At 71.5% G+C, this 20764-nt stretch carries 20 protein-coding genes; 15 read left to right on the top strand and 5 right to left on the bottom strand.

Annotation, left to right across the window (positions count from 1 at the left end):
- The first annotated feature begins 37 nt into the window (after positions 1 to 37).
- Positions 38 to 400: a hypothetical protein gene (locus tag DK427_RS21825; protein ID WP_109953212.1), complete on the top strand. Its 363-nt coding sequence runs from the start codon at positions 38 to 40 to the stop codon at positions 398 to 400.
- A 254-nt stretch (positions 401 to 654) separates the two neighbouring features.
- On the opposite strand, the gene purN is transcribed toward DK427_RS21825, so the two are convergent.
- Together purN and purM are read right to left on the bottom strand one after the other, a co-directional pair.
- Positions 655 to 1311, bottom strand: coding sequence for a phosphoribosylglycinamide formyltransferase (gene purN / locus DK427_RS21820; RefSeq protein WP_109953211.1), 657 nt, complete (start codon positions 1309 to 1311; stop codon positions 655 to 657).
- Positions 1308 to 2375 carry a phosphoribosylformylglycinamidine cyclo-ligase gene (gene purM / locus DK427_RS21815; RefSeq protein ID WP_109953210.1) on the bottom strand — a complete coding sequence of 356 codons (1068 nt, stop codon included), beginning with the start codon at positions 2373 to 2375 and terminating at the stop codon, positions 1308 to 1310. Before purM ends, purN begins: the two co-directional genes overlap by 4 nt.
- Before the next feature lie 168 nt (positions 2376 to 2543).
- On the opposite strand from purM, the gene DK427_RS21810 reads away from it, so the two are divergent.
- The 3 genes from DK427_RS21810 (at position 2544) to DK427_RS21800 (ending at position 6875) form a co-directional block, all read left to right on the top strand.
- Entirely contained in the window at positions 2544 to 3641 is a 1098-nt protein-coding gene (locus tag DK427_RS21810) for an AI-2E family transporter (RefSeq protein WP_109953209.1), read from the top strand.
- A gap of 40 nt (positions 3642 to 3681) precedes the next feature.
- Positions 3682 to 4413, top strand: coding sequence for a P-loop NTPase family protein (locus DK427_RS21805; RefSeq protein WP_109953208.1), 732 nt, complete (start codon positions 3682 to 3684; stop codon positions 4411 to 4413).
- A 98-nt stretch (positions 4414 to 4511) separates the two neighbouring features.
- Complete coding sequence (locus DK427_RS21800; RefSeq protein ID WP_425452488.1) at positions 4512 to 6875, top strand: RNA degradosome polyphosphate kinase; 2364 nt, start codon at positions 4512 to 4514, stop codon at positions 6873 to 6875.
- Between the two features lie 186 nt (positions 6876 to 7061).
- On the opposite strand, the gene hemH is transcribed toward DK427_RS21800, so the two are convergent.
- Positions 7062 to 8150 carry a ferrochelatase gene (hemH, locus tag DK427_RS21795; RefSeq protein WP_109953206.1) on the bottom strand — a complete coding sequence of 363 codons (1089 nt, stop codon included), beginning with the start codon at positions 8148 to 8150 and terminating at the stop codon, positions 7062 to 7064.
- A gap of 152 nt (positions 8151 to 8302) precedes the next feature.
- Here hemH and DK427_RS21790 point away from each other — a divergent pair, with 152 nt between their 5' ends.
- Genes DK427_RS21790 through DK427_RS21780 form a run of 3 tightly spaced genes read left to right on the top strand, consistent with a single transcriptional unit; the run spans position 8303 to position 11508 of the window.
- Entirely contained in the window at positions 8303 to 9253 is a 951-nt protein-coding gene (locus DK427_RS21790; RefSeq protein WP_109953205.1) for a class I SAM-dependent methyltransferase, read from the top strand.
- 42 nt (positions 9254 to 9295) lie between these two features.
- A complete protein-coding gene (locus tag DK427_RS21785; RefSeq protein WP_109953204.1) occupies positions 9296 to 10822 on the top strand; it encodes a bifunctional metallophosphatase/5'-nucleotidase in 1527 nt (508 codons plus the stop codon).
- Complete coding sequence (locus tag DK427_RS21780) at positions 10819 to 11508, top strand: uracil-DNA glycosylase (RefSeq protein ID WP_109953203.1); 690 nt, start codon at positions 10819 to 10821, stop codon at positions 11506 to 11508. Before DK427_RS21785 ends, DK427_RS21780 begins: the two co-directional genes overlap by 4 nt.
- Positions 11509 to 11526: 18 nt before the next feature.
- Here DK427_RS21780 and DK427_RS21775 read toward each other — a convergent pair whose 3' ends face one another.
- Positions 11527 to 12501, bottom strand: a complete 975-nt coding sequence (locus tag DK427_RS21775) for a polyprenyl synthetase family protein (RefSeq protein ID WP_109953202.1) — start codon at positions 12499 to 12501, stop codon at positions 11527 to 11529.
- 21 nt (positions 12502 to 12522) lie between these two features.
- On the opposite strand from DK427_RS21775, the gene mtgA reads away from it, so the two are divergent.
- The 3 genes from mtgA (at position 12523) to DK427_RS21760 (ending at position 15063) form a co-directional block, all read left to right on the top strand.
- Positions 12523 to 13311: a monofunctional biosynthetic peptidoglycan transglycosylase gene (gene mtgA, locus DK427_RS21770; protein WP_425452487.1), complete on the top strand. Its 789-nt coding sequence runs from the start codon at positions 12523 to 12525 to the stop codon at positions 13309 to 13311.
- 112 nt (positions 13312 to 13423) lie between these two features.
- Entirely contained in the window at positions 13424 to 14419 is a 996-nt protein-coding gene (locus tag DK427_RS21765) for a DUF4424 family protein (protein WP_109953200.1), read from the top strand.
- Positions 14420 to 14490: 71 nt separating this feature from the next.
- Positions 14491 to 15063 carry a hypothetical protein gene (locus DK427_RS21760; protein WP_109954310.1) on the top strand — a complete coding sequence of 191 codons (573 nt, stop codon included), beginning with the start codon at positions 14491 to 14493 and terminating at the stop codon, positions 15061 to 15063.
- 194 nt (positions 15064 to 15257) lie between these two features.
- On the opposite strand, the gene DK427_RS21755 is transcribed toward DK427_RS21760, so the two are convergent.
- Positions 15258 to 16496 carry an argininosuccinate synthase gene (locus DK427_RS21755; protein WP_109953199.1) on the bottom strand — a complete coding sequence of 413 codons (1239 nt, stop codon included), beginning with the start codon at positions 16494 to 16496 and terminating at the stop codon, positions 15258 to 15260.
- A gap of 197 nt (positions 16497 to 16693) precedes the next feature.
- On the opposite strand from DK427_RS21755, the gene DK427_RS21750 reads away from it, so the two are divergent.
- The 5 genes from DK427_RS21750 (at position 16694) to atpA (ending at position 20754) form a co-directional block, all read left to right on the top strand.
- Positions 16694 to 17320, top strand: a complete 627-nt coding sequence (locus tag DK427_RS21750) for a 2-hydroxychromene-2-carboxylate isomerase (RefSeq protein WP_109953198.1) — start codon at positions 16694 to 16696, stop codon at positions 17318 to 17320.
- A gap of 118 nt (positions 17321 to 17438) precedes the next feature.
- Complete coding sequence (locus tag DK427_RS21745) at positions 17439 to 18125, top strand: DsbA family protein (RefSeq protein WP_109953197.1); 687 nt, start codon at positions 17439 to 17441, stop codon at positions 18123 to 18125.
- 105 nt (positions 18126 to 18230) lie between these two features.
- Positions 18231 to 18359, top strand: coding sequence for a hypothetical protein (locus DK427_RS27415; protein WP_281276961.1), 129 nt, complete (start codon positions 18231 to 18233; stop codon positions 18357 to 18359).
- A gap of 235 nt (positions 18360 to 18594) precedes the next feature.
- Positions 18595 to 19167, top strand: a complete 573-nt coding sequence (locus DK427_RS21740) for a F0F1 ATP synthase subunit delta (RefSeq protein WP_109953196.1) — start codon at positions 18595 to 18597, stop codon at positions 19165 to 19167.
- Positions 19168 to 19224: 57 nt separating this feature from the next.
- Positions 19225 to 20754, top strand: coding sequence for a F0F1 ATP synthase subunit alpha (gene atpA, locus DK427_RS21735; protein ID WP_109953195.1), 1530 nt, complete (start codon positions 19225 to 19227; stop codon positions 20752 to 20754).
- Positions 20755 to 20764: the final 10 nt, after the last annotated feature.

Here is a 20764-nt window from a genome sequence, read left to right as displayed (position 1 = left end):
AGGGCACGGTCAAGCTTCTCCGCCCCGGACTGTCTCCATGATCCGCCGCCTGTCCCTCACGCTCGCTGCCGGCCTCCTGGCGCTCGGCGCCACCGCGGCCCTCGCGGGCGGCTCCTCGGCGCCCTTCGAGCAGTACCAGCCCGATCCGGCTCTGCGCACCGTGCCGAAATCCAACCTCGAGGCCCGCGTCCGCCGCGCCTGCGCGGTCGTCCAGGCCCGCATGACCAGCGCCTCCGAGGCATCGCTCGAGCGCCCCTGCGGCTGCTACGCAAGCCGCACCATGCGCAGCCTCGACGACGCCGAGATCGAGGCCTATCGCACCACCGGCTACTTCAACGATTCGGCCCGCGCCAAGGCGCTCGGCGCGCTCGACTCCTGCAAGCTGCAGCGGCCGGTCTGAACGTCCGGATCACATCGAGAGCGCCCTCAGCATCCCCTCTCCCCGCCGTGCGGGGAGAGGGCCGCGACGACCCTGTCGTCGGCGCGGCGAGCCGGCAGGCGACGGTGAGGGGGCTTCGACGAAGGGGACTCCTCCGGATGCGCCCCCTCACCAACGATACCGCTCGGCTCGCCCCCGGCAAGGGGGGCTCGCCCCTACTCCCCGCGCGCCGGGAGTAGGGGATACCGCGGCGCCGGAGCGAACGATCGAATTCGCTACAGGCTGAGGAGGGCGCCGTCCGGCCGGGCGGTCTCGCCCGAGAAGATCACGCGCTCCCCCTCCAGGCGCGCCCGGCCGCTGGCCACGAGGGCGAGAGCCGCCGGGTAGAGCCGGTGCTCCTGCACGATGACGCGGGCCGCGAGGCTGTCGGCGTCGTCGCCCGCCCGCACGGGCACCGCCGCCTGCGCCACGATCGGGCCGGCATCGAGTTCGGGCACCACGTAGTGCACCGTGCAGCCGTGGAGCCGCACGCCCGCCTCCAGCGCCCGCTCGTGCGTGTGCGTGCCCTTGAACAAGGGCAGCAGCGAGGGATGGATGTTGAGCATCCGGCCCGCCCAGCCCTCGACGAAGCCGGGGGTGAAGATCCGCATGAAGCCGGCGAGGCAGACCAGCTCTATTCCGGCCGCGCGCAGCTCCGCGTCGAGCGCCGCGTCGAAGCTCGCGCGGTCCGGATAGGCCGTGTGGTCCACGGCCCTTGCACTGATGCCGGCCTCCGCCGCGCGGGCGAGGCCGGCGGCGTCCGGGCGGTTCGACAGGACCAGCACGATCTCGGCCGGGAAGTCGGGCGCGCGCGCCGCCTCGATCAGCGAGACCATGTTCGAGCCGCGTCCCGAGATTAGGATCGCGACGCGGGTCTTGCGCACCGTGCTCACAGCTTGAGCGTGCGTTCGAAGGTGACGGGCGCAGCGCCCCGCGGGGTGATCCGCCCGAGCCGCACCGGCGCCTCGCCGGCCGCTTCGAGCGCGGCGATCACGGCGTCTGCCTGGGCGGCATCCACCACCACGGCCATGCCGATGCCGCAGTTGAAGGTGCGCAGCATCTCGGCCTCGGCGACGCCCCCCTCGCGGGCGAGCCAGCCGAAGACCGGCGGCGGCGTCACGGCCTCGAGATCGACCGCGATGCCGACATCGTCCGGCAGCACGCGCGGCAGGTTGTCGGGAAAGCCGCCGCCCGTGATGTGGGCGAGCGCCTTGATCCCGTCGGTTGCCTTCAGCGCCGCGAGCAGCGGCTTCACATAGATCCGCGTCGGCTCCAGCAGCGCCTCACCGAGCGAGCGGCCCGTGTCGAAGGGGGCCGGCGCGTCCCAGGCGAGGCCCGTGCGGGCCACGATGCGGCGCACCAGCGAGAAGCCGTTCGAGTGCACGCCCGACGAGGGCAGGCCGAGCACGAGATCGCCCACCGCGATGCCCGCCTTCGGCAGCAGCGTGCCGCGCTCGGCCGCGCCCACCGCGAAGCCCGCGAGGTCGTAGTCCTGGCCGTCGTAGAGGCCGGGCATCTCCGCGGTCTCGCCGCCGATCAGCGCACAGCCCGCCTGCCGGCAGCCCTCCGCGATGCCCCGCACGATGTCGGCGCCGACACCCGGCACCAGCTTGCCGGTGGCGTAGTAGTCGAGGAAGAACAGCGGCTCGGCGCCCTGCACCACGAGGTCGTTCACGCACATCGCCACGAGGTCGATCCCGATCGTGGCGTGGCGGTTCGTCTCGACCGCGATCTTCACCTTGGTGCCGACGCCGTCGTTGGCCGCGACCAGGATCGGGTCCTTGAAGCCCGCGGCCTTCAGGTCGAACAGGCCGCCGAAGCCGCCGATCTCCGCATCCGCGCCCGGCCGGCGCGTGGCCCGCACCAGCGGCTTGATCGCATCGACCAGCGCGTTGCCCGCGTCGATGTCGACGCCGGCCTGCGCGTAGGTCAGCCCGTTCTCGTTCTCGGCCGTCATCGGCGCCCGTATCCTCGTCTTGGTCAGGGGCTCTTTAGCCCAAAGCGCCGCGCCGTCGAACCCGCGGGATCCAAGAATTCCGCGGCATCCACCTCGCGGCCGCACAGCCTTGACCGCCCGGGACCGCGTTCCCACTCTCCGGCCGGGCAGGAACGGAGAGAGCCGGCGATGCGCGCACGGGCTGTGATCGGGCTGGCGGCGCTCGTGGGCTTGAGCCTCCTCATCTACCTCCTGCGCGACGTGATGCTGCCCTTCGTGGCCGGCATCGCGCTCGCCTACCTGCTCGATCCGCTGGCCGACCGGCTGGAGCGGCTCGGCCTCGGGCGGCTCGCCGCCAGCCTGCTCATCCTGGCGCTCTTCGTCGTGGTGCTGGTGGTGAGCCTGCTCCTCCTCGCGCCGCTCGTCGCCAACCAGGTCGCCGCGCTGATCGCGAGCCTGCCCCAGATGGTGGCGCGGCTCCAGGCGATCCTGGCCGAGCGCGCCGGCCCGCTCCTCCAGCGTGTCGGCGGGGCGGACGCGATCAGCGAGCTGCAATCCTCGGTCGGTACGCTGGCGAGCCAGGGCGTGACCTGGCTGCTGGCCTTCCTGAAGTCCCTCTGGAGCGGCAGCCAGGCTCTGATCTCGATCGCCTCACTGCTCGTGGTGACCCCGGTCGTGGCCTTCTACATCCTCGTCGACTGGGACCGCATGGTCACGGCGATCGACGGCTGGGTGCCGCCGCGCCACCGCACCACGGTCCGCGGGCTCGCCGCCCAGATCGACCGCGCCATCATCGGCTTCGTGCGCGGCCAGACGCTGGTCTGCGTGATCCTCGGCACCTTCTACGCGGTCGGGCTCTGGCTGGTCGGGCTGAACTTCGGCGTGCTGATCGGGCTGATCTCGGGCTTCCTCACCTTCATCCCGTATGTGGGCACGCTCACCGGCTTCCTGCTCTCGGTCGGCGTCGCGCTGGTGCAGTTCTGGCCGGGCTCAGACTGGCTCCATATCGGCCTCACCATCGGGGTGTTCCTGGCGGGCCAGTTCCTGGAGGGCAACATCATCTCGCCCAAGCTCGTCGGCGACTCGGTCGGCCTGCACCCGGTCTGGCTGATGTTCGCGCTGCTCGCCTTCGGCTCGCTCTTCGGGTTCCTCGGCCTGCTGCTCGCCGTGCCGGTCGCGGCCTCGATCGGGGTGCTCGTCCGCTTCGCCCTGCGGCAATACCTGCAGAGCCGGCTCTACCACGCCGAGGCGCCGGTGCTCATCGAGGTCGGCCGGCGCGAGCCGTGAGGCGGGCCATCGCCGGCTGTCCGGGTGTATAAGCGGCCCTATGCGCGACACCGCCCCGCCCCGCCAACTCGCCTTCGACCTGCCCCTCGATCCCCGCTACGGCCGCGAGGACTTCCTGGTCGGGCCCGCCAACGAGGGCGCCTACGCCCTGATCGAGGCTTGGCCGGACTGGCCCGACACCGTGCTGGTCCTCACCGGCCCGGCCGGCAGCGGCAAGAGCCATCTCGCCTCGATCTGGGCGACGCGGGCCCATGCCTGGACCGTGCCGGCCGCCGGGATCGGGGCGGCGGATGTCGGCCATCTCGTCTCGAACGGCGCCCTGGTGATCGAGGACATCGACCGCGCGGGGCGGGCCGATGAGGCCGCCCTGTTCCATCTCCTCAACCTCGCCCGCGAGCGCCGGGCGCCGGTGCTTCTGACGAGCGGTCAGCCGATCGAGGCCATCGGCCTCGTCACCGCGGACCTGCGCTCGCGCCTGCGGCTCGCGCCCTCCGCGGCGATCGTCGCCCCCGACGACGCGCTGCTGCGGGCGGTCATCGTCAAGCTCTTCGTGGATCGCCAGCTCGTGGTCGATCTCGGGGTGATCGACGCGCTGGCGCTGCGCCTCGACCGCTCGCTCGGCCGCGCCCGCGCGGTCGTGGCCGAGCTCGACCGCGACGCCCTGGGGCGCGGACGCCGCATCACCAGGCCGCTGGCGCTCGCCGTGCTGGAGCGGATGGGCGGCGGGGAGGAAGCGTCCGAGGATTCCCCGGATGATCCGGTCGGGGATTAGAGGTGGGCGCGAAGCCGTCATCGAACCGTCACGCGGCGGCGCCGATTTCCTGCTAGAGGGCGCGGCGCCGCAGAACTGGAGGACAGGTGTTGCCGGAGATGGAGCCGAGGGTCGGGGCCCGAGAGAGCGACCAGGTGCACGAGGAAGCGGAGGCCGATCGACCGGCCGCGCCCCAGCGCCGGACGGCACCGTCCCGGCGCGCGACGCGCTCCGCCGCGGCCGCGCCGGCGAGCACCGACCGGGGTGACGAGTGGCCGGTGGCCGCCGACATCCCGGAGCCCCCGCTTCACGCCGAAGAGCCTGCCCGCGAGACCGTGCTGGAGGCCGGCCGGATGCTGCGCCACTCGCCCGAGCGCTTCGTGAACCGCGAGCTGTCCTGGCTGCAGTTCAACCGCCGGGTGCTGGAGGAGGCCTCGAACACCGGCCACCCGCTCTTGGAGCAGCTGCGCTTCCTCTCGATCTCGGCGAACAACCTCGACGAGTTCTTCATGGTCCGCGTCGCGGGCCTGCACGATCAGGTCCGGGCCGGCCTGACGCTGCCCTCGCAGGACGGGCTGACGCCCTCCGAGCAGCTGACCCGTATCGGGGCCGAGGTCTCGCGGCTCGCTGAGGATCAGCAGACCCGCTGGCGGGAGCTGCGCGCGGAGCTGCTCGGCGTGGACATCGCGCTGGTCGAGCCCGGCGACCTGATCGCCGAGCACAAGGCCTTCCTGGAAGAGTACTTCCTCAACCACGTCCTGCCGGTGCTGACGCCGCTCGCGATTGACCCGGCCCACCCTTTCCCGTTCATCCCGAATCTCGGCTCGACCATCGCCCTGATGCTGGTGCGGCCGAAGGACGGGCGGACGCTCCGGGCCCTCATCCGCATGCCGGGCGTGCTCGACCGCTTCGTGCGCCTGCCGGCGGTCGAGGGCGATCCGGCCGCGCGCTTCATCGCGATCGAGCAGGTGATCGTGATGTTCACGGGCCGGCTCTTCCCCGGCTACCACGTGCGGGGGCAGGGCGCCTTTCGGGTGGTGCGCGACTCCGATCTTGAGATCGAGGAGGAGGCCGAGGACCTCGTCCTGCACTTCGAGACCGCGCTCAAGCAGCGCCGCCGCGGCGTCGTCATCCGGCTCGAGATCGAGGCCGGGATGCCCGAGGATCTGCGCAGCTTCGTCGCCGACGAGCTGGAGATCTCGCCCGACGCCATCTTCCTCGTCGAGGGTATGCTGGCGCTGAACGAGCTCTCGCAGATCGTCTCGATCGACCGGCCGGATCTGAAGTTCAAGCCCTACAACCCGCGCTTCCCCGAGCGCATCCGGGAATCCGGCGGCGACGTCTTCGCGGCGATCCGGCAGAAGGATTTCTGCGTCCACCACCCCTACGAGTCCTTCGACTCGGTGGTGCAGTTCCTGGCCCAGGCCGCGCGCGACCCGAACGTGGTGGCGATCAAGCAGACGCTATACCGCACCTCCTCGAACTCGCCGATCGTGGCGGCGCTCGCGGAAGCCGCCGAGGCCGGCAAGTCGGTGACCGCGCTCGTCGAGCTGAAGGCCCGCTTCGACGAGGAGGCCAACATCCGCTGGGCCCGCAACCTCGAGAAGGCCGGCGCCCAGGTGGTCTTCGGCTTCGTCGAGCTGAAGACCCACGCCAAGCTCTCGATGGTGGTGCGCCGCGAGGGCGACCGCCTCGTCACCTACTGTCACATCGGCACGGGCAACTATCACCCGATCACGGCGCGCATCTACACGGACCTCTCCTTCTTCACCGCGGACCCGGCCATCGCCCGGGACGTCTCCCGCATCTTCAACTTCATCACGGGCTACGCCGAGCCCGCGGAACTCGAGCGCATGGCGGTCTCGCCGCTGACGCTGAAGCCGCGGCTTCTCGAACACATCGAGGCCGAGATCGCCCATGCGAGGGCCGGTCGCCCCGCGGCGATTTGGATCAAGTGCAACTCGCTGGTGGACGGGCAGATCATCGACGCGCTCTACGACGCCTCGGAGGCCGGCGTGCAGATCGACTGCGTGGTGCGCGGCATCTGCTGCCTGCGTCCGGGCGTGCCGGGCCTCTCGGAGACGATCCGGGTCAAGTCGATCGTCGGGCGCTTCCTGGAGCACGGGCGCATCTACGCCTTCGGCAACGGCGTCGGGCTGCCCCACCCGAAGGCCACCGTGTACATCTCGTCCGCCGACCTGATGAGCCGCAACCTCGACCGCCGCGTCGAGGCGCTCCTGCCGATCACCAACCCGACCGTGCACCAGCAGGTGCTCGACCAGATCATGCTGGCGAACCTCCTCGACAACCGGCAGAGCTGGCGCGTGCTGGCCTCTGGGGCGAGCGAGCGCGTCCAGCCCGCCGAGGGCGAGGAGCCCTTCAACGCCCACAAGTACTTCATGACGAACCCGAGCCTCTCGGGCCGCGGCAAGGCCTCGAAGAAGTCGAGCCCGCGGGCGCTGAGCCGGCGGGCGCGGGGGTAGGCAGAACAGTGCTCCCCCCTCCCTCCGCGTGCGGGGAGAGGCCCGCGGGCACCCCGTCATGCCCACGGGAAGCGAAGGCGAAGCCAGAGCGGCGGTGAGGGGGCTGCCGCCTCGCTTCGGCACGACGAGGTCGCCGGAGCCCTCTCCCCACCCGGCAGGGAGAGGGGAGGCGCGGCAGCTCGCGGCCTACTCCACCCAGCCCCGCAATTCCCGCCGCACCACGTGCTCGATGACCTCCATGCCGAGGTCGCCGTCGTTCAGGCAGGGGATGTAGGCGAACTTCTCGCCGCCGTTCTCCTCGAAATAGTGGCGGTTCTCGCCGTCGAGTTCTTCCAGCGTCTCCAGGCAGTCGGCGGTGAAGCCCGGCGCCACGATCGCCATGCGCTTCACGCCCGACTTGGCGAGCGCCTGCACGGTCTCGTCGGTGTAGGGCTTCAGCCACTCCTCGTTGCCGAAGCGCGACTGGAAGGTGGTGCGCATCTTGTCCGGGCCGTAGCCGAGCGCCTCGCGGATCAGGCGGCCGGTCTTCACGCACTGGCAATGGTAGGGGTCGCCCTTTAGCAGGTAGCTCTTGGGCACGCCGTGGAACGAGGTGAGGATCACCTCCGGCTCGAAATCGAGCTTGGCCAGCCCCTCGCGGATCGAGCGGGCGACCGCGTCGATGTAGACCGGGTCGTCGTGGTAGGGCGGTGAAACCCGCACCGTCGGCTGCCAGCGCATCTGCATGAGCGCCTTGAAGGCCTGGTCGCAGGCGGTCGCCGAGGTCGCGGCGGCGTATTGCGGATAGAGCGGCACCAGGAGGATGCGGTCGCAGCCCTGGTCGAGCAGCGCCTGGATGCGGAGCGACACCTCGGGCTTGCCGTAGCGCATCGCCCAGTCGACCACGACCGAATCGCCGAGCGCCGCCTGGAGCCGGTCGCGCTGGCCGCGGGTGATGGTCTTGAGCGGCCCCTCGTCGAGCTCGTTGTTCCAGACGCTGGCGTAGTCACGGCCCTTCGGACCCGGGCGCTTCGACAAGATGACGAGGTTGAGGAGCGGCCACCAGATCAGCCGCGGCACCTCGATGACGCGGCGGTCCGAGAGGAACTCCTTGAGGTAGCGCCGCATCGGCCAGTAGGTCGTGCCCTCCGGCGTGCCGAGATTCATCAGCAGCACGCCGACCCGGCCCCAGCGAACCGGCGGGTGATCGGTCGGCAGCGTGCCGGCGCTGACGGGGGCCTGCGGCGCCAGGGGTTGGCGGGCCGCCAGCGTTGCGGGTTCGACGCGTTCGTTCATCACACAGGGCTTTCCGGTCCGCGGCGGCACCCCGCCCGGCGCGCTTGCGGCTGCCGGGGGCGGGTCACGTGAGCGCGCCGCGATTGTCTCGACGGGCTTATCTATCTAGAGCACGAGGCGGCTTTTCGAAGATCGACAGGACAGGGCGCGACATGCCGTCTCCCCGCTACTTCCTCCGGCACTTCGTGCCGTTCACCGGCTACCCCTACACGGGCGCGCACGCGACGTGCAATCTGTGCGGATGCGCCGATTCCGTGGTGGTGGCCGAGAGCGACCGGCGCCTGAAGGTGCTGCGCTCGATCGCGTGCACCCAGTGCGGCCTGATCCGCACCGATCCGATGCCGACGCCGGCCGAACTGGCCGAGTACTACGCCACCGCCTACCGGGCCGATTACCAGCTTGCCTTCGCGGGCGGCCCGCCGCCCCACCACGTCAAGCGCTCGGGCCGCGAGGCCGCCTTCCGGGCCGACCTCCTGGCACCGAAGCTCGTGCCGGGGGCGCGGCTCCTCGATTTCGGCTCGGGATCCGGCGAGTTCCTGGCCGCCGCCCGGGCCAAGGGCTGCGAGGTGGTCGGCGTCGAGCCGGGGCGCGACTACGCCGCCTTCGCTCGCAAGACCTACGGGGTCGAGGTGCTGGACGAGGCGGACGACGCGACCTTTGCGCCCGGCAGCTTCGACGTGGTCAGCACGCACCACGTGCTGGAGCACCTGCGCGACCCGGCCGAGGTGATGGAGCGCCTCGCCCGCTGGCTGAAGCCGGACGGACGGCTCTACGCCGCGGTGCCCAACATGGCCGCCACCGGCAAGCCGCCGCACGAGCGCTTCCACTTCGCCCACGTGCACGGCTACGTGCGCGAGACCTTCGACCTACTGGCCCGCCGCGCGGGGCTGGTGCCGGACGAGGCCTACTGGCGCGAGGACACCACGGTCGTCTACCGCAAGACCGACGCGCCGGCGGGCAGGCTCGCGGTGCCGGGGCTCGCCGAGCGGCTGGCCGCGGACCTGCGCCCGATGGCGCCCGGGGCCTATCTCGCCTCCGGCGCCTGGATCTGGCCGATGGTCCGCCGCAACGCCAAGGCGGTGCGCGACACGTTCAGCCGGTGAGGCGTCATCGGCACGTCGGAGGCGCAGGATAGGCGAGGGGGCATGCGCGAACCGAGCCGCCGCCAGACCTTCGGACTCGGGCTTGGAGCCGGCCTCGGCGCCACCCTGCCGGCCGGCGCGGCCGGGGCGCCCGCCGACCGCCCGACCCTCACCCTGCTCCTCGTCAACGACATCTACCTGATGGGCGAGGTCGAGGGCCGCGGCGGCTTCGCGCGGTTGAACGCCGTGGTGAAGGCCGAGCGGGCGCGCGGTGTGCCCGTCCTCTACGCGCATGCGGGCGATACCCTCTCGCCCTCGCTGATGTCGGGCTTCGACCGGGGCGCGCACATCATGGCGCTCCTGGCGCTCGCCCCACCCGACGTGTTCGTGCCGGGCAACCACGAGTTCGATTTCGGGCCGGCCGTGTTCCAGGAGCGGATCCGCGGCGGCGCCTTCCGCACGCTGGCGGCCAACCTCCGGGACGGGGAGGGCCGGCCGCTGCCGGACGTCGCGGACCGCTTCGTCACCGATCTCGGCGGCGTGCGGGTCGGCGTCACCGGCATCGCGCTGAGGAGCACGCCCGAGAAGTCGCAGAGCGGCGCGCTCCGCTTCGGCCCGGAGGCCGAGACGCTGGCCGAGCAGGCCCGCCTGCTGCGGGCGGAGGGCGCCGAGATCGTCGTCGCGGTGGTCCACACGGATCGCGCCACCGACATGGCGATGATGGCGGCCGGCCACGCCGACATCATCCTGTCGGGCCACGACCACGACCTGTTCCTGCGCTACGACGGCCAGCGGGTGCTCGCCGAATCGAGCGTGGACGCCCATTTCGTCACCGCGATCGACCTGCGCTGCACCCACGAGGGGGAGGGGGCCGAGCGGCGCCTGCGCTGGCGCCCGAGCTTCCGCATCCACGACACGCGCGATGTGACGCCCGATCCCGAGACACTGGCGCTGGTGCGCCGCTTCGAGTCCGACCTGTCGCGCGAACTCGACGTTCCGGTCGGGCGGACCAGCCTGCCGCTCGACAGCCGGGTCGCCAGCGTGCGCGCGCGGGAGGCGAGCTTCGGCGACCTCGTGGCCGACGCGGTGCGGGCCTCGACGGGCGCGGAGGTCGGGCTGATGAACGGCGGCGGCATCCGCGGCAACCGACTCTACCCGGCGGGCACCGAACTCACCCGGCGCGACATCCTGCAGGAACTGCCCTTCGGCAACACGGTGGTGCTGGTCGAGATCACGGGCGCCACGCTGCTCGACCTCCTCGAGAACGGGCTCGCCGATTACGGCCGGCCGGCGGGGCGCCTCGTGCAGGTCTCGGGCCTCGTGGTCCGGCTCGATCCGGAACGCCCGCCGGGCTCGCGCGTCCTCTCGGTCGCGGTGGACGGCGCGCCGCTCGATCCGGCGCGAACCTACACGGTCGCGGCGAACAACTTCCTCTACGACGGCGGCAACGGCTACGGGGCGCTGCGCAGCGGGCGCACCCTGATCGGGGCTACCGACGGCAAGCTCGTGGCGAACGAAGTGATGATCTATCTGCGCCGCAACGATCCCCTCGCGATCCGCGAGGGCGAGCGCCTGGTGCTGGCCCGATGAGCGGCGCGCCCGTCGCCGACGCGCTGGCCGCCTTCCGCGCCTCGCGCTCACCCTGGGCGGACCTGCCCTTCTTCCGCGAGGGCGCGGCCGACGCGGTCGCCGCCCGGGTCGATGCCCGCATCGCCGAGGGCGCGCGGGTGCTGCCGGAGCCGCGCAACATCTTCGCGGCGCTGGCGCTCACCCCGCCGGAGGCCGTGAAGGTGGTGATCCTGGGCCAGGACCCCTACCCGACGCCGGGCGACGCCAACGGGCTCGCCTTCTCGTATGTCGGCGCGCGGCGGCTGCCGGCCTCCCTGAAGGTGATCCTGGCCGAGGTCGATCCGGAGAAGCCCCGCTCCGGCGACCTGACGCCCTGGGCGCGGCAGGGCGTGCTGCTGCTCAACAGCGCGCTCACCGTCGAGGCCGGCAAGGCCGGGGCGCATCTGCGCTACGGCTGGGCCCGGCTCACCGACGAGGCGGTGGCGGCAATCTCGGCCAGGACGGAACCCGCGGTCTTCCTTCTCTGGGGCGCCCAAGCCCGCGCCCGCGCCGCACTGATCGACACGGACCGGCACGCGGTCATCGAGAGCGGACATCCGTCGCCGCTCAACCGGGCGCGGGACTTTCCGGGCTCGCGGCCCTTCGAGAAGGCGAATGCCTGGCTGGAGGCGCGAGGGATCGAGCCGATCGACTGGCAGCTCGGCTAGGCGAGCCGCCGCGCGCGCTCACGCCTTGCGCGCCACCGTGAAGCGGGCCGCGTCCCGCAGGGTCTGGGCCCGGTCGCCCCAGCGCGCCACCGCCTCGTCGCAGACGCCGACCAGCCGGTCGCACTCGGCGCGCGCCCCGTCGAGGCCGAGCCGGTCGACGAGCGTCGCCTTGCCGGCATCCTTGTCCTTGCCGGTCGCCTTGCCCATCGCCTCCGGGGAGGCCTCGCGGTCGAGGATGTCGTCGGCGATCTGGAAGGCCTGGCCGAGCGCCACGCCGTAGCGCAAGAGCGCGGCGCGCTCGTCCGCGCTCGCCCCGCCCACGATGGCGCCGGCCTCGACCGAGAAGGCCAGGATCGCGCCGGTCTTCATCGCCTGCATGCGCAGGGTGTCGTCCACGTCGAGGGCGACGGCGCCGAAGCGGCCCTCCGCCGAGAGATCGAGGAGCTGGCCGCCGACCATGCCACCGAGGCCCGACGCCTTGGCGAGGCCGAGCACGAGGTCGGCGCGGATGCCCGCATCGGCCTGCCATTGCGGGTCGGCGGTGATCTCGAAGGCCAGCGTCTGAAGCGCGTCGCCCACCAGAATCGCGGTCGCCTCGTCGTAGGCCTTGTGCACGGTGGGCTTGCCGCGGCGCATGTCGTCGTTGTCCATCGCCGGCATGTCGTCGTGAACGAGCGAGTAGCAGTGGACCAGCTCGACGCCCGCGCCCGCGGCCATCGCTCCGGCCTCCGGGCCGCCGAGCATGCGGGCGGTCTCGATGGTGAGAAACGGGCGCAGGCGCTTGCCGCCGCCGAGCACCGCGTGGCGCATCGCCTCCATCAGCCGGGGCGGGCGCGCGATCTCGCCGGGCCGGACCTCGCCGTCGAGGAGATCGACCATGAAGCGCTCGACCTCGCCCGCCACCGTGGCAAGCCTGTGGGTAAACGCATCCTGGGTCCCGGCCACCTTGACCGATCCGGGGGTCGCCTGCGTTGAGGAGGGGAACGAGGTCATGGTCACAGGGCCTTGGGGAGGGTGAGACGCGTCGCTGTGCGGGCGGAGGAGACCAGAGTCGAGCCCCGCCCGTCGGCGGCGATTGCGGAGGAGCGGCCGCTGCGGCGCCGGTCGGGCATCGCTGAGCGCAAGACAGGTCCCGGGCGCCTGCGCCGGCTCGTCGGGCTCGTCCTGCTCGTCCCGGCCATCGGGCTCGTCCTCGTGCTCGCGCTGGGGCTCGTCTATAGCGCGGTGACGCCGCCCTCAACCCTGATGCTCGGCCGTTGGTTGACGCTGCAGCCGGTGGCGCGCGAGGCCGTGCCGCTCACCGCCATCGCGCCGGCCCTCGTCCAGGCGGTGCTCACCTCCGAGGACCAGCGCTTCTGCCTGCATCACGGCGTCGATCTCGGCGCCCTGCGGGAGGTCGTGGACGACGAGGAAGGCCCGAGCCGCGGGGCCTCCACCATCGCGATGCAGACGGTGAAGAACGTCTTCCTCTGGCCGGGCCGGTCCTACCTCCGCAAGGCCCTGGAGATCCCGCTGGCGGCGGCCTTCGACGCGCTCTGGGGCAAGCGTCGCATGCTGGAGATCTACCTCAACGTCGCCGAGTGGGGCGACGGGATCTACGGCGCGCAGGCCGCCGCGCGGCACTGGTTCGGCAAGGATGCCCGCAACCTGACCCGTCTGGAGGCCGCCCTGCTGGCTGCGACCCTGCCGAACCCGATCCTGCGCAAGGCCGGCAAGCCCTCGCGGAGCGTGCGCGCCATCGCCGGGCGGATCCAGGCCCGGATGGGGCAGGTGGACGGGCTGATGGGCTGCCTGAAGGATTGAGACGCCGGGCGCCCTCACGGGGATCTCGGGGGCATTGCCGGGCCCGACGCCCATGCCTAAGCGATGCCGCGAGGGCTCGCGAGGCCAAGGGAATCGGCGAAGGGATACGGGCATGCGGCCTGGGATAGTGGGGATCGGGCAGGGGGCGGCCGTGCTGCTGGCTCTCGCGGCCCTGGCGGGCCCGGCCCGGGCGAACGACAGCGCCGCCGCGCTCGATGCCGGCGGCCTCGTGCTGATCCGCGATCCGGAGATCGAGCTGGCGAGCGAGGATCTGCGCATCGGCGTGGACCGCATCGCCGTGGACTACGTCTTCCGCAACCGCTCGGCCGCGCCCCGTACCGTGCGGGTCGCCTTCCCGCTGCCGGACATCGACGGAGCCCAGCTGGCGACGAGCGCGCTCTCGCTACCCTTCGAGGACCGCGCCAACTTCGTCGGCTTCACCGTCACGGTGGACGGCGCCGCGATCGCGCCGGACCTGGAGGAGCGGGCCTATCTCGGCCCGCGCGAGGTCACGGAGCAGCTCCGCCGCCACAACCTGCCGCTCAACCCGATGCGGCGCGGCGACCTGGAGGCGGCGCTGAAGCGGCTCGGTCCCTCGGATCTCAAGGCGCTGGAGGGGGCGGGCCTCCTCTCCGAGGCTGCTGCCGACGCGATGCCGCAGTGGCGCAGCGCCGCGAAGTTCCACTGGGAACAGACTTTCCCGGCAGGCCGCGACCTGAAGATCGCCCACGCCTACGTGCCCGTGAAGGGCAACCACCTGCTCGACGCCAAGGAGGCCGCATCGCGCGACTACCGCGCACGCTACTGCCTCGACGATGCCGGCCTCGTCGGGGTCCGCCGGCTCGCCGCCGGCCGGGAGGGCGGCCTGACCCGGGCCGTCGAGGTGCCCTACATCGTCACGACCGCGAAGAACTGGGCCGGCCGCATCGGCCGCTTCACCCTCACGGTCGACAAGGGCCGGCCGGACGCGCTGGTCAGCTTCTGCCGCGCGGGCGTGCGCAAGACCGGTCCCACCACCTTCGTCTGGGAGGCGCGGGATTACCTCCCCGACCAGGACCTGCGCGTGCTCATCGTCTCGAACGACGACGCCTTCCTGGGCATCCGCTGAACCGCGACAGTGCGGAGGGGCGCGACAGGTCCGGGAAATCGGGTATGGAGGCCCGAGCCGAGGAGAGCCCGATGCCCGAGACCGAGATCACCCTGGAGCGGATCGCCCTGATCCGCCGCCTCGTGGTGGCCTGGAACCCGCAAGGACACGGCGCGCCGACGATTCACCCGGACGCGCCCTACGGCAGCACCGACCGGGACGGCGACATCGCCAACGTAACGGGCGACGACGAGGGGGCGGAGGAGGAGCACAGGGCGGTCGGTGCCGCGCTCGCGGCCTTCGTGCGGCACGCGAGCCTGAAGCCCGGCCGCTTCACCTACCACAACCCGCTGGTGAAGCTCGATCCCGCCCGCAGCGGCGACGTGTTTCGCGATGCGGGCGGCGCGTCACCGGAGCAGATCACCTTCGACGTCGAGGCGGCGCATCTCGCGCTGATCCCACACCTCGCCGTGCTCTGGGACGAAGGCCGGGCGGTGCCGTTCGTGGACCCCGCCGGACCCTACGGCGATGCGGACCTCGCCGGCTCGATGGCGCGGATCCTGGGCGGCGCGGCGGAGGATCCGGCCCGCCTGCACCACGCGATGCAGCCGGCCCTGCAGATTTTCCTGCGCTACGCCGACATCGCGCCGGGGGATTACGCGTAGCGCGCGATCTCCCTCCCCCCTCTGCGGGGGAGGGTGGCCCTCGCGTCAGCGAGGGTCGGGAGAGGGGAGAACGCTTCAGGGTTGGGCTGTGCCCTGCGTGAAGGCCGCGCCTTTTCCGGGAGCTGGTGTCCCCTCTCCCGTCGCCCTTCGGGCGCCACCCTCCCCCGCAGAGGGGGGGAGGGTTGGTTCCGCGCTTACCCCTCGCGCTTCTTCCGCTGGGCCAGCGTGCGCAGCCGCAGCGCGTTGAGCTTGATGAAGCCCGCCGCGTCCCGGTGGTCGTAGGCCACCGCGCCCTCCTCGAAGGTGACGAGATCCTGATCGTAGAGGGAGTTCGGGCTCTCGCGGCCGATCACGTGGACGCCGCCCTTGTAGAGCTTGAGCCGCACGCTGCCGGTCACCTTCTCCTGGCTCTTGTCGATCAGCGCCTGGAGCATCTCGCGCTCCGGCGAGAACCAGAAGCCGTTGTAGATCAGCTCCGCGTATTGCGGCATCAGCTGGTCCTTCAGATGCGCCGCCCCGCGGTCGAGCGTGATCGACTCGATGGCGCGGTGGGCCGGCAGCAGGATCGTGCCGCCGGGCGTCTCGTACATGCCGCGGCTCTTCATGCCGACGAAGCGGTTCTCGACGAGGTCGAGGCGGCCGATGCCGTTGGCGCGGCCCAGCTCGTTCAGCTTGGCCAGCAGCGAGGCCGGCGAGAGCTTTTCCCCATCGATCGAGACTGCGTCGCCCCGCTCGAAGCCGATGGTGATCACGGTCGGCTGGTCGGGCGCCTCCTCTGGGGAGAGTGTGCGCGAGTAGACGTAGTCCGGCACCTCAACGGCCGGATCCTCCAGCACCTTGCCCTCCGAGGAGGCGTGCAGGAGGTTGGCGTCGACCGAGAACGGGCTCTCGCCGCGCTTGTCCTTGGCGATCGGGATCTGGTGCTGCTCCGCGAAGGCGATCAGTTGCTCGCGCGAGCGCAGGTCCCACTCGCGCCAGGGGGCGATCACGGTGACGTCGGGCTTCAGCGCGTAGTAACCGAGCTCGAACCGGACCTGGTCGTTGCCCTTGCCGGTGGCGCCGTGGCAGACCGCGTCGGCCCCGACCTTCTCGGCGATCTCGATCTGCTTCTTGGCGATGAGCGGCCGGGCGATCGAGGTGCCGAGCAGGTACACGCCCTCGTAGACGGCGTTGGCCCGGAACATCGGGAAGACGTAGTCGCGGACGAACTCCTCGCGCAGGTCTTCGATGTAGATGTTCTCCGGCCGGATGCCGAGCAGCTCCGCCTTCCTGCGGGCCGGCTCCAGCTCCTCGCCCTGGCCGAGATCGGCCGTGAAGGTGACGACCTCGCAGCCGTAGGTGGTCTGCAGCCACTTCAGGATGATCGAGGTGTCGAGGCCGCCCGAATAGGCCAGCACGACCTTCTTCACGGGCTTCTGGTCGGGAGCGGACATCGGGGCGTTCCGGAGCGTGAGGGCAGGGGTCGCGGGCGGCTTATCGCGCGGACCCTCGGGCTGCAACCGGCGTGCCGGCCGGGGCGTTCGACCTGCAACGCTCGCGCCCCATCTCAGGGTTGAAGCGCCGCACCACCGCCCTGGCGTGCCGGCTCGGCGCTTGCTTTCCTGTTCCTCCGTCCGGAGATGCGTTCCCCATGGCCCGCCAGCCGACCATCGAGTTCTGGTACGAGTTCGCCTCGACCTACTCCTACCTCGCCGCGATGCGCATCGAGGCGGCGGCGGGCGAGGCGGGCGTCGCGGTGCGCTGGCGTCCCTTCCTGCTCGGGCCGATCTTCGCCGCGCAGGGCTGGACCACCTCGCCCTTCAACATGTTTCCGGCCAAGGGCCGCAACATGTGGCGCGACCTCGAACGGGAGGCCGCCCGCCACGGGCTTCCCCCGGTGACGCGCCCCGATCCCTTCCCGCAGAACAGCCTCTCGGCCACCCGCGCGGCGATCCTCGGCCAGGGCGAGGACTGGCTGGTCCCCTTCAGCCAGGCGGTCTACCGGGCGAGCTTCGCGGAAGGGCGCTCGATCGCCGAGCCCGCTTCCGTCATCGCGATCCTCGATTCGCTCGGGCTCGACGGCACCCAGCTCCTGAAGGCCGCGAGCGCGGAGGCCAACAAGACCCGTCTCCGGGTGGCGGGCGAGGAGGCACGCTCGCGCGGCATCTACGGAGCGCCGAGCTTCCTCACGGAGGACGGCGAGCTGTTCTGGGGCAACGACCGGCTGGAACAGGCGCTGGCCTGGGCGGCGGGCGAACGGCCCGGCACTCTGCGCTGAGCCTTGATCGGGCCGAAACCGGCGATCCGCCGTTCGGCCCAGCTTCCGCCGGGAAGCCTGTCTATCTCCGGGTGGCGCCGCTAGAAGGCCGGCGCCCCGAGAGACGGAACACGACCCGATGCCCCTGACACGCCGCCACCTTCTCGCGGCCTCCGCCGGAGCGGCGCTCGCGCCGGCCGCCGGCCTCGCCCAGTCCTACGGCCAGCGCGTCGCGGTCGAGAACGACGAGGGCAAGGCTGTCGCCAACGCGGTCCTGCCCGGCGAGATCACCGGCCAGATCCCGGCCCTGCGCGGCGTCACCTATGCGGGGCCGAAGGAGGCGGAGACCGCGCTCTACGAGTTCTTCGACTTCAACTGTCCCTGGTGCCGGAAGGCCGCCGCCGACGTCGTCTCGCTCCAGGGCAGCGACGCGGCCCTGCGGATCGGGCTCGTGCACAACCCGATCCTCTCGCCCCAGTCGGCGCAGGCCGCGAAGGTGATGCTCGCGGTGCAGCGCCGTCTCGGCTCGGCGGCCGCCTGGGACTTCTACCGCACGCTGCTCGGGCGACCCGGCCGAATCGACGGCCCGGCGGCGCTCGCGGTCGCGGGCGGCCTCGGCGCGCCCTCCGGCGAGATCGAGACGATCGCCGACAGCGAGGAGGTGCGGCTGGCGCTCAGGAGCCACATGCGCATGGCCGCCGATCTCGGCCTCTACGCCACGCCCTCCTACGTCCTCGGAAACGCCGGAATCCTCGGCCATCCGGGAGCCCGCTCGCTCGCCCGGATGATCGCCAGCACCCGGCGCTGCGACAAGCTCGCCTGCTGAACCGGTCCCGTCCCGCGCGAGGGCAGCCTCCGGAAAGGATCGGCGCCCATCCTGGCGCCGCCCGCCCCCGGCTCAGCGGGGCGGTACAGAGCCTGTGGACAAACGATGCACGCCCTCGCCGCCCAACTCCTCGCCATGGTCGCCGCCGTCATCGCGGGCGTGCTCGTGGCCGAGAGGATCGAGTCCCCCGTCCGCGGCTGGGCCAGCCGCCTCGGCGCCGGCCGCCGCCGCTGAGGCTGAACGCCCGCCGAATCCCTCATCACCACCGCTCCGACGCAGACCCGATCGCCCGCGCCCTTCGCCTTGCGTGCCACCGTGTTGCCATGCTAGGCGGTCGCCGCGCCGGGCAGGGGTCTCTATGCCCCCGGTTTCCCGGGACAATCCCATTTCCCACGGTCTCCGGTCAAAACCTCGCCAGCGGGGTCGGATCAGGGGTCAAACCGCGGGCAAGGCAAAGAGAGAGCGGCGGGTGGCGCAGAACGGTTCCGAGGCAGGTCCCCTCGTCGCGGGCATGGCAGGCCGCTACGCCTCCGCCCTGTTCGATCTGGCCCAGGACGAGCGCCAGATCGATGAGGTCGCCGCCGGTCTCGACCGGTTCGACGCGCTGCTCAAGGAGAGCGCGGATCTTCGCCGCCTCGTGAAGAGCCCCGTCTTCACCGCTGAGCAGCAGGCCGCCGCCATCGGCGCCGTGATCGAGAAGGCCGGCCTCACGGGGCTCGCCGCCAACTTCATCCGGCTGACCGCCGCGAACCGCCGCCTGTTCGCGCTGCCCGACATGATCACCGCCTTCCGCGCCCTGGTGCAGGAATCGAAGGGGATCGTCCGCGCCGAGGTGCGCGTGGCCGAGAAGCCTTCCGACGCGGTTCTCGAGGAGATCACCGCGTCCTTGCGCGACATCGCCAAGGCCGAGGTCGCGGTCGACCTCCACGTCGATCCGAGCCTGATCGGCGGCCTCGTCGTGAAGATGGGCTCGCGCATGGTCGACGCCTCGCTCCGCACCAAGCTCAACGGCATCCGCCTCGCGATGCGCGAAGCCCGGTAAGCCCGGCGCACCGCATCCGACACCGATACTGAACAGATCCAGACAAGAGGCCCGACGATGGACATCCGCGCCGCCGAGATCTCCGCGATCCTGAAAGAGCAGATCAAGAACTTCGGCGAAGAGGCCGAAGTCTCCGAGGTCGGGCAGGTCCTGTCCGTCGGCGACGGCATCGCCCGCGCCTACGGCCTCGACAACGTCCAGGCCGGCGAGATGGTCGAGTTCGAGTCGGGTGTGCGCGGCATGGCGCTCAACCTCGAGCAGGACAACGTCGGCATCGTGATCTTCGGCTCGGACCGCGAGATCAAGGAAGGCCAGACCGTCAAGCGCACCGGCGCCATCGTGGACGTGCCGGTCGGCAAGGGCCTGCTCGGCCGCGTCGTCGACGCGCTCGGCAACCCGATCGACGGCAAGGGCCCGATCCAGTCGACCGAGCGCCGCCGCGTCGATGTGAAGGCCCCGGGCATCATCCCGCGCAAGTCCGTGCACGAGCCGATGGCCACCGGCCTCAAGGCGATCGACGCCCTTATCCCGGTCGGCCGCGGCCAGCGCGAGCTGATCATCGGCGACCGCCAGACCGGCAAGACCGCGATCGCGCTGGACACAATCCTCAACCAGAAGCCCGCCCACCAGGGCACGGACGAGAAGGCCAAGCTCTTCTGCATCTACGTCGCCGTGGGTCAGAAGCGCTCGACGGTGGCCCAGTTCGTGAAGGTGCTGGAGGACCAGGGCGCTCTCGAGTACTCGATCGTTATCGCGGCGACCGCCTCCGACGCCGCCCCGATGCAGTTCATCGCGCCCTTCGCCGGCTGCGCCATGGGTGAGTATTTCCGCGACAACGGCATGCACGCCGTGATCGTGTACGACGACCTCTCCAAGCAGGCGGTCGCCTACCGTCAGATGTCGCTGCTGCTGCGCCGCCCGCCGGGCCGCGAGGCCTATCCCGGCGACGTGTTCTACCTCCACTCGCGCCTGCTCGAGCGCGCCGCCAAGATGGGCGACGCCGCCGGCAACGGCTCGCTGACCGCGCTGCCGGTCATCGAGACCCAGGCCAACGACGTCTCGGCCTACATCCCGACCAACGTGATCTCGATCACCGACGGCCAGATCTTCCTCGAGACCGACCTGTTCTACCAGGGCATCCGCCCGGCGGTGAACGTCGGCCTCTCGGTCTCGCGGGTGGGCTCCTCGGCCCAGACCAAGGCGATGAAGAAGGTCGCCGGCAAGATCAAGGGCGAGCTCGCGCAGTACCGCGAGATGGCCGCCTTCGCGCAGTTCGGCTCGGACCTCGACGCCTCGACCCAGCAGCTCCTGAACCGCGGCTCGCGGCTCACCGAGCTCCTGAAGCAGCCGCAATTCTCGCCGCTGAAGATGGAGGAGCAGGTCGCGGTGATCTACGCGGGCGTCAACGGCTACCTCGACAAGCTGCCCGTGGCGAAGGTCCGTCCCTTCGAGGACGCGCTGCTCTCCACGCTCCGCTCGAAGCACCAGGACCTGCTCGACGCGATCGGCACCTCGAAGGACCTCTCGGACGACAACGCCGCGAAGCTGAAGAGCGTCGTCGAGGGCGTCGCCAAGAGCGTCGCGTAAGCGCACGGCA

It is taken from the genome of Methylobacterium radiodurans, assembly GCF_003173735.1.
GTDB lineage: Bacteria > Pseudomonadota > Alphaproteobacteria > Rhizobiales > Beijerinckiaceae > Methylobacterium > Methylobacterium radiodurans.
This window is presented reverse-complemented; position numbering and strand designations above follow the sequence as displayed.

Coding starts and splice junctions, on each gene's coding strand:
- DK427_RS21790 (WP_109953205.1), top strand. CDS start 8,303: ATGCCGTCTCCCCGCTACTTCCTCCGGCACTTCGTGCCGTTCACCGGC.
- DK427_RS21825 (WP_109953212.1), top strand. CDS start 38: ATGATCCGCCGCCTGTCCCTCACGCTCGCTGCCGGCCTCCTGGCGCTC.
- DK427_RS21785 (WP_109953204.1), top strand. CDS start 9,296: ATGCGCGAACCGAGCCGCCGCCAGACCTTCGGACTCGGGCTTGGAGCC.
- DK427_RS21755 (WP_109953199.1), bottom strand. CDS start 16,496: ATGTCCGCTCCCGACCAGAAGCCCGTGAAGAAGGTCGTGCTGGCCTAT.
- hemH (WP_109953206.1), bottom strand. CDS start 8,150: ATGAACGAACGCGTCGAACCCGCAACGCTGGCGGCCCGCCAACCCCTG.
- DK427_RS21760 (WP_109954310.1), top strand. CDS start 14,491: ATGCCCGAGACCGAGATCACCCTGGAGCGGATCGCCCTGATCCGCCGC.
- DK427_RS21745 (WP_109953197.1), top strand. CDS start 17,439: ATGCCCCTGACACGCCGCCACCTTCTCGCGGCCTCCGCCGGAGCGGCG.
- DK427_RS21750 (WP_109953198.1), top strand. CDS start 16,694: ATGGCCCGCCAGCCGACCATCGAGTTCTGGTACGAGTTCGCCTCGACC.
- DK427_RS21780 (WP_109953203.1), top strand. CDS start 10,819: ATGAGCGGCGCGCCCGTCGCCGACGCGCTGGCCGCCTTCCGCGCCTCG.
- DK427_RS21805 (WP_109953208.1), top strand. CDS start 3,682: ATGCGCGACACCGCCCCGCCCCGCCAACTCGCCTTCGACCTGCCCCTC.
- DK427_RS21800 (WP_425452488.1), top strand. CDS start 4,512: ATGGAGCCGAGGGTCGGGGCCCGAGAGAGCGACCAGGTGCACGAGGAA.
- DK427_RS27415 (WP_281276961.1), top strand. CDS start 18,231: ATGCACGCCCTCGCCGCCCAACTCCTCGCCATGGTCGCCGCCGTCATC.
- atpA (WP_109953195.1), top strand. CDS start 19,225: ATGGACATCCGCGCCGCCGAGATCTCCGCGATCCTGAAAGAGCAGATC.
- purM (WP_109953210.1), bottom strand. CDS start 2,375: ATGACGGCCGAGAACGAGAACGGGCTGACCTACGCGCAGGCCGGCGTC.
- DK427_RS21765 (WP_109953200.1), top strand. CDS start 13,424: ATGCGGCCTGGGATAGTGGGGATCGGGCAGGGGGCGGCCGTGCTGCTG.
- DK427_RS21775 (WP_109953202.1), bottom strand. CDS start 12,501: ATGACCTCGTTCCCCTCCTCAACGCAGGCGACCCCCGGATCGGTCAAG.
- DK427_RS21810 (WP_109953209.1), top strand. CDS start 2,544: ATGCGCGCACGGGCTGTGATCGGGCTGGCGGCGCTCGTGGGCTTGAGC.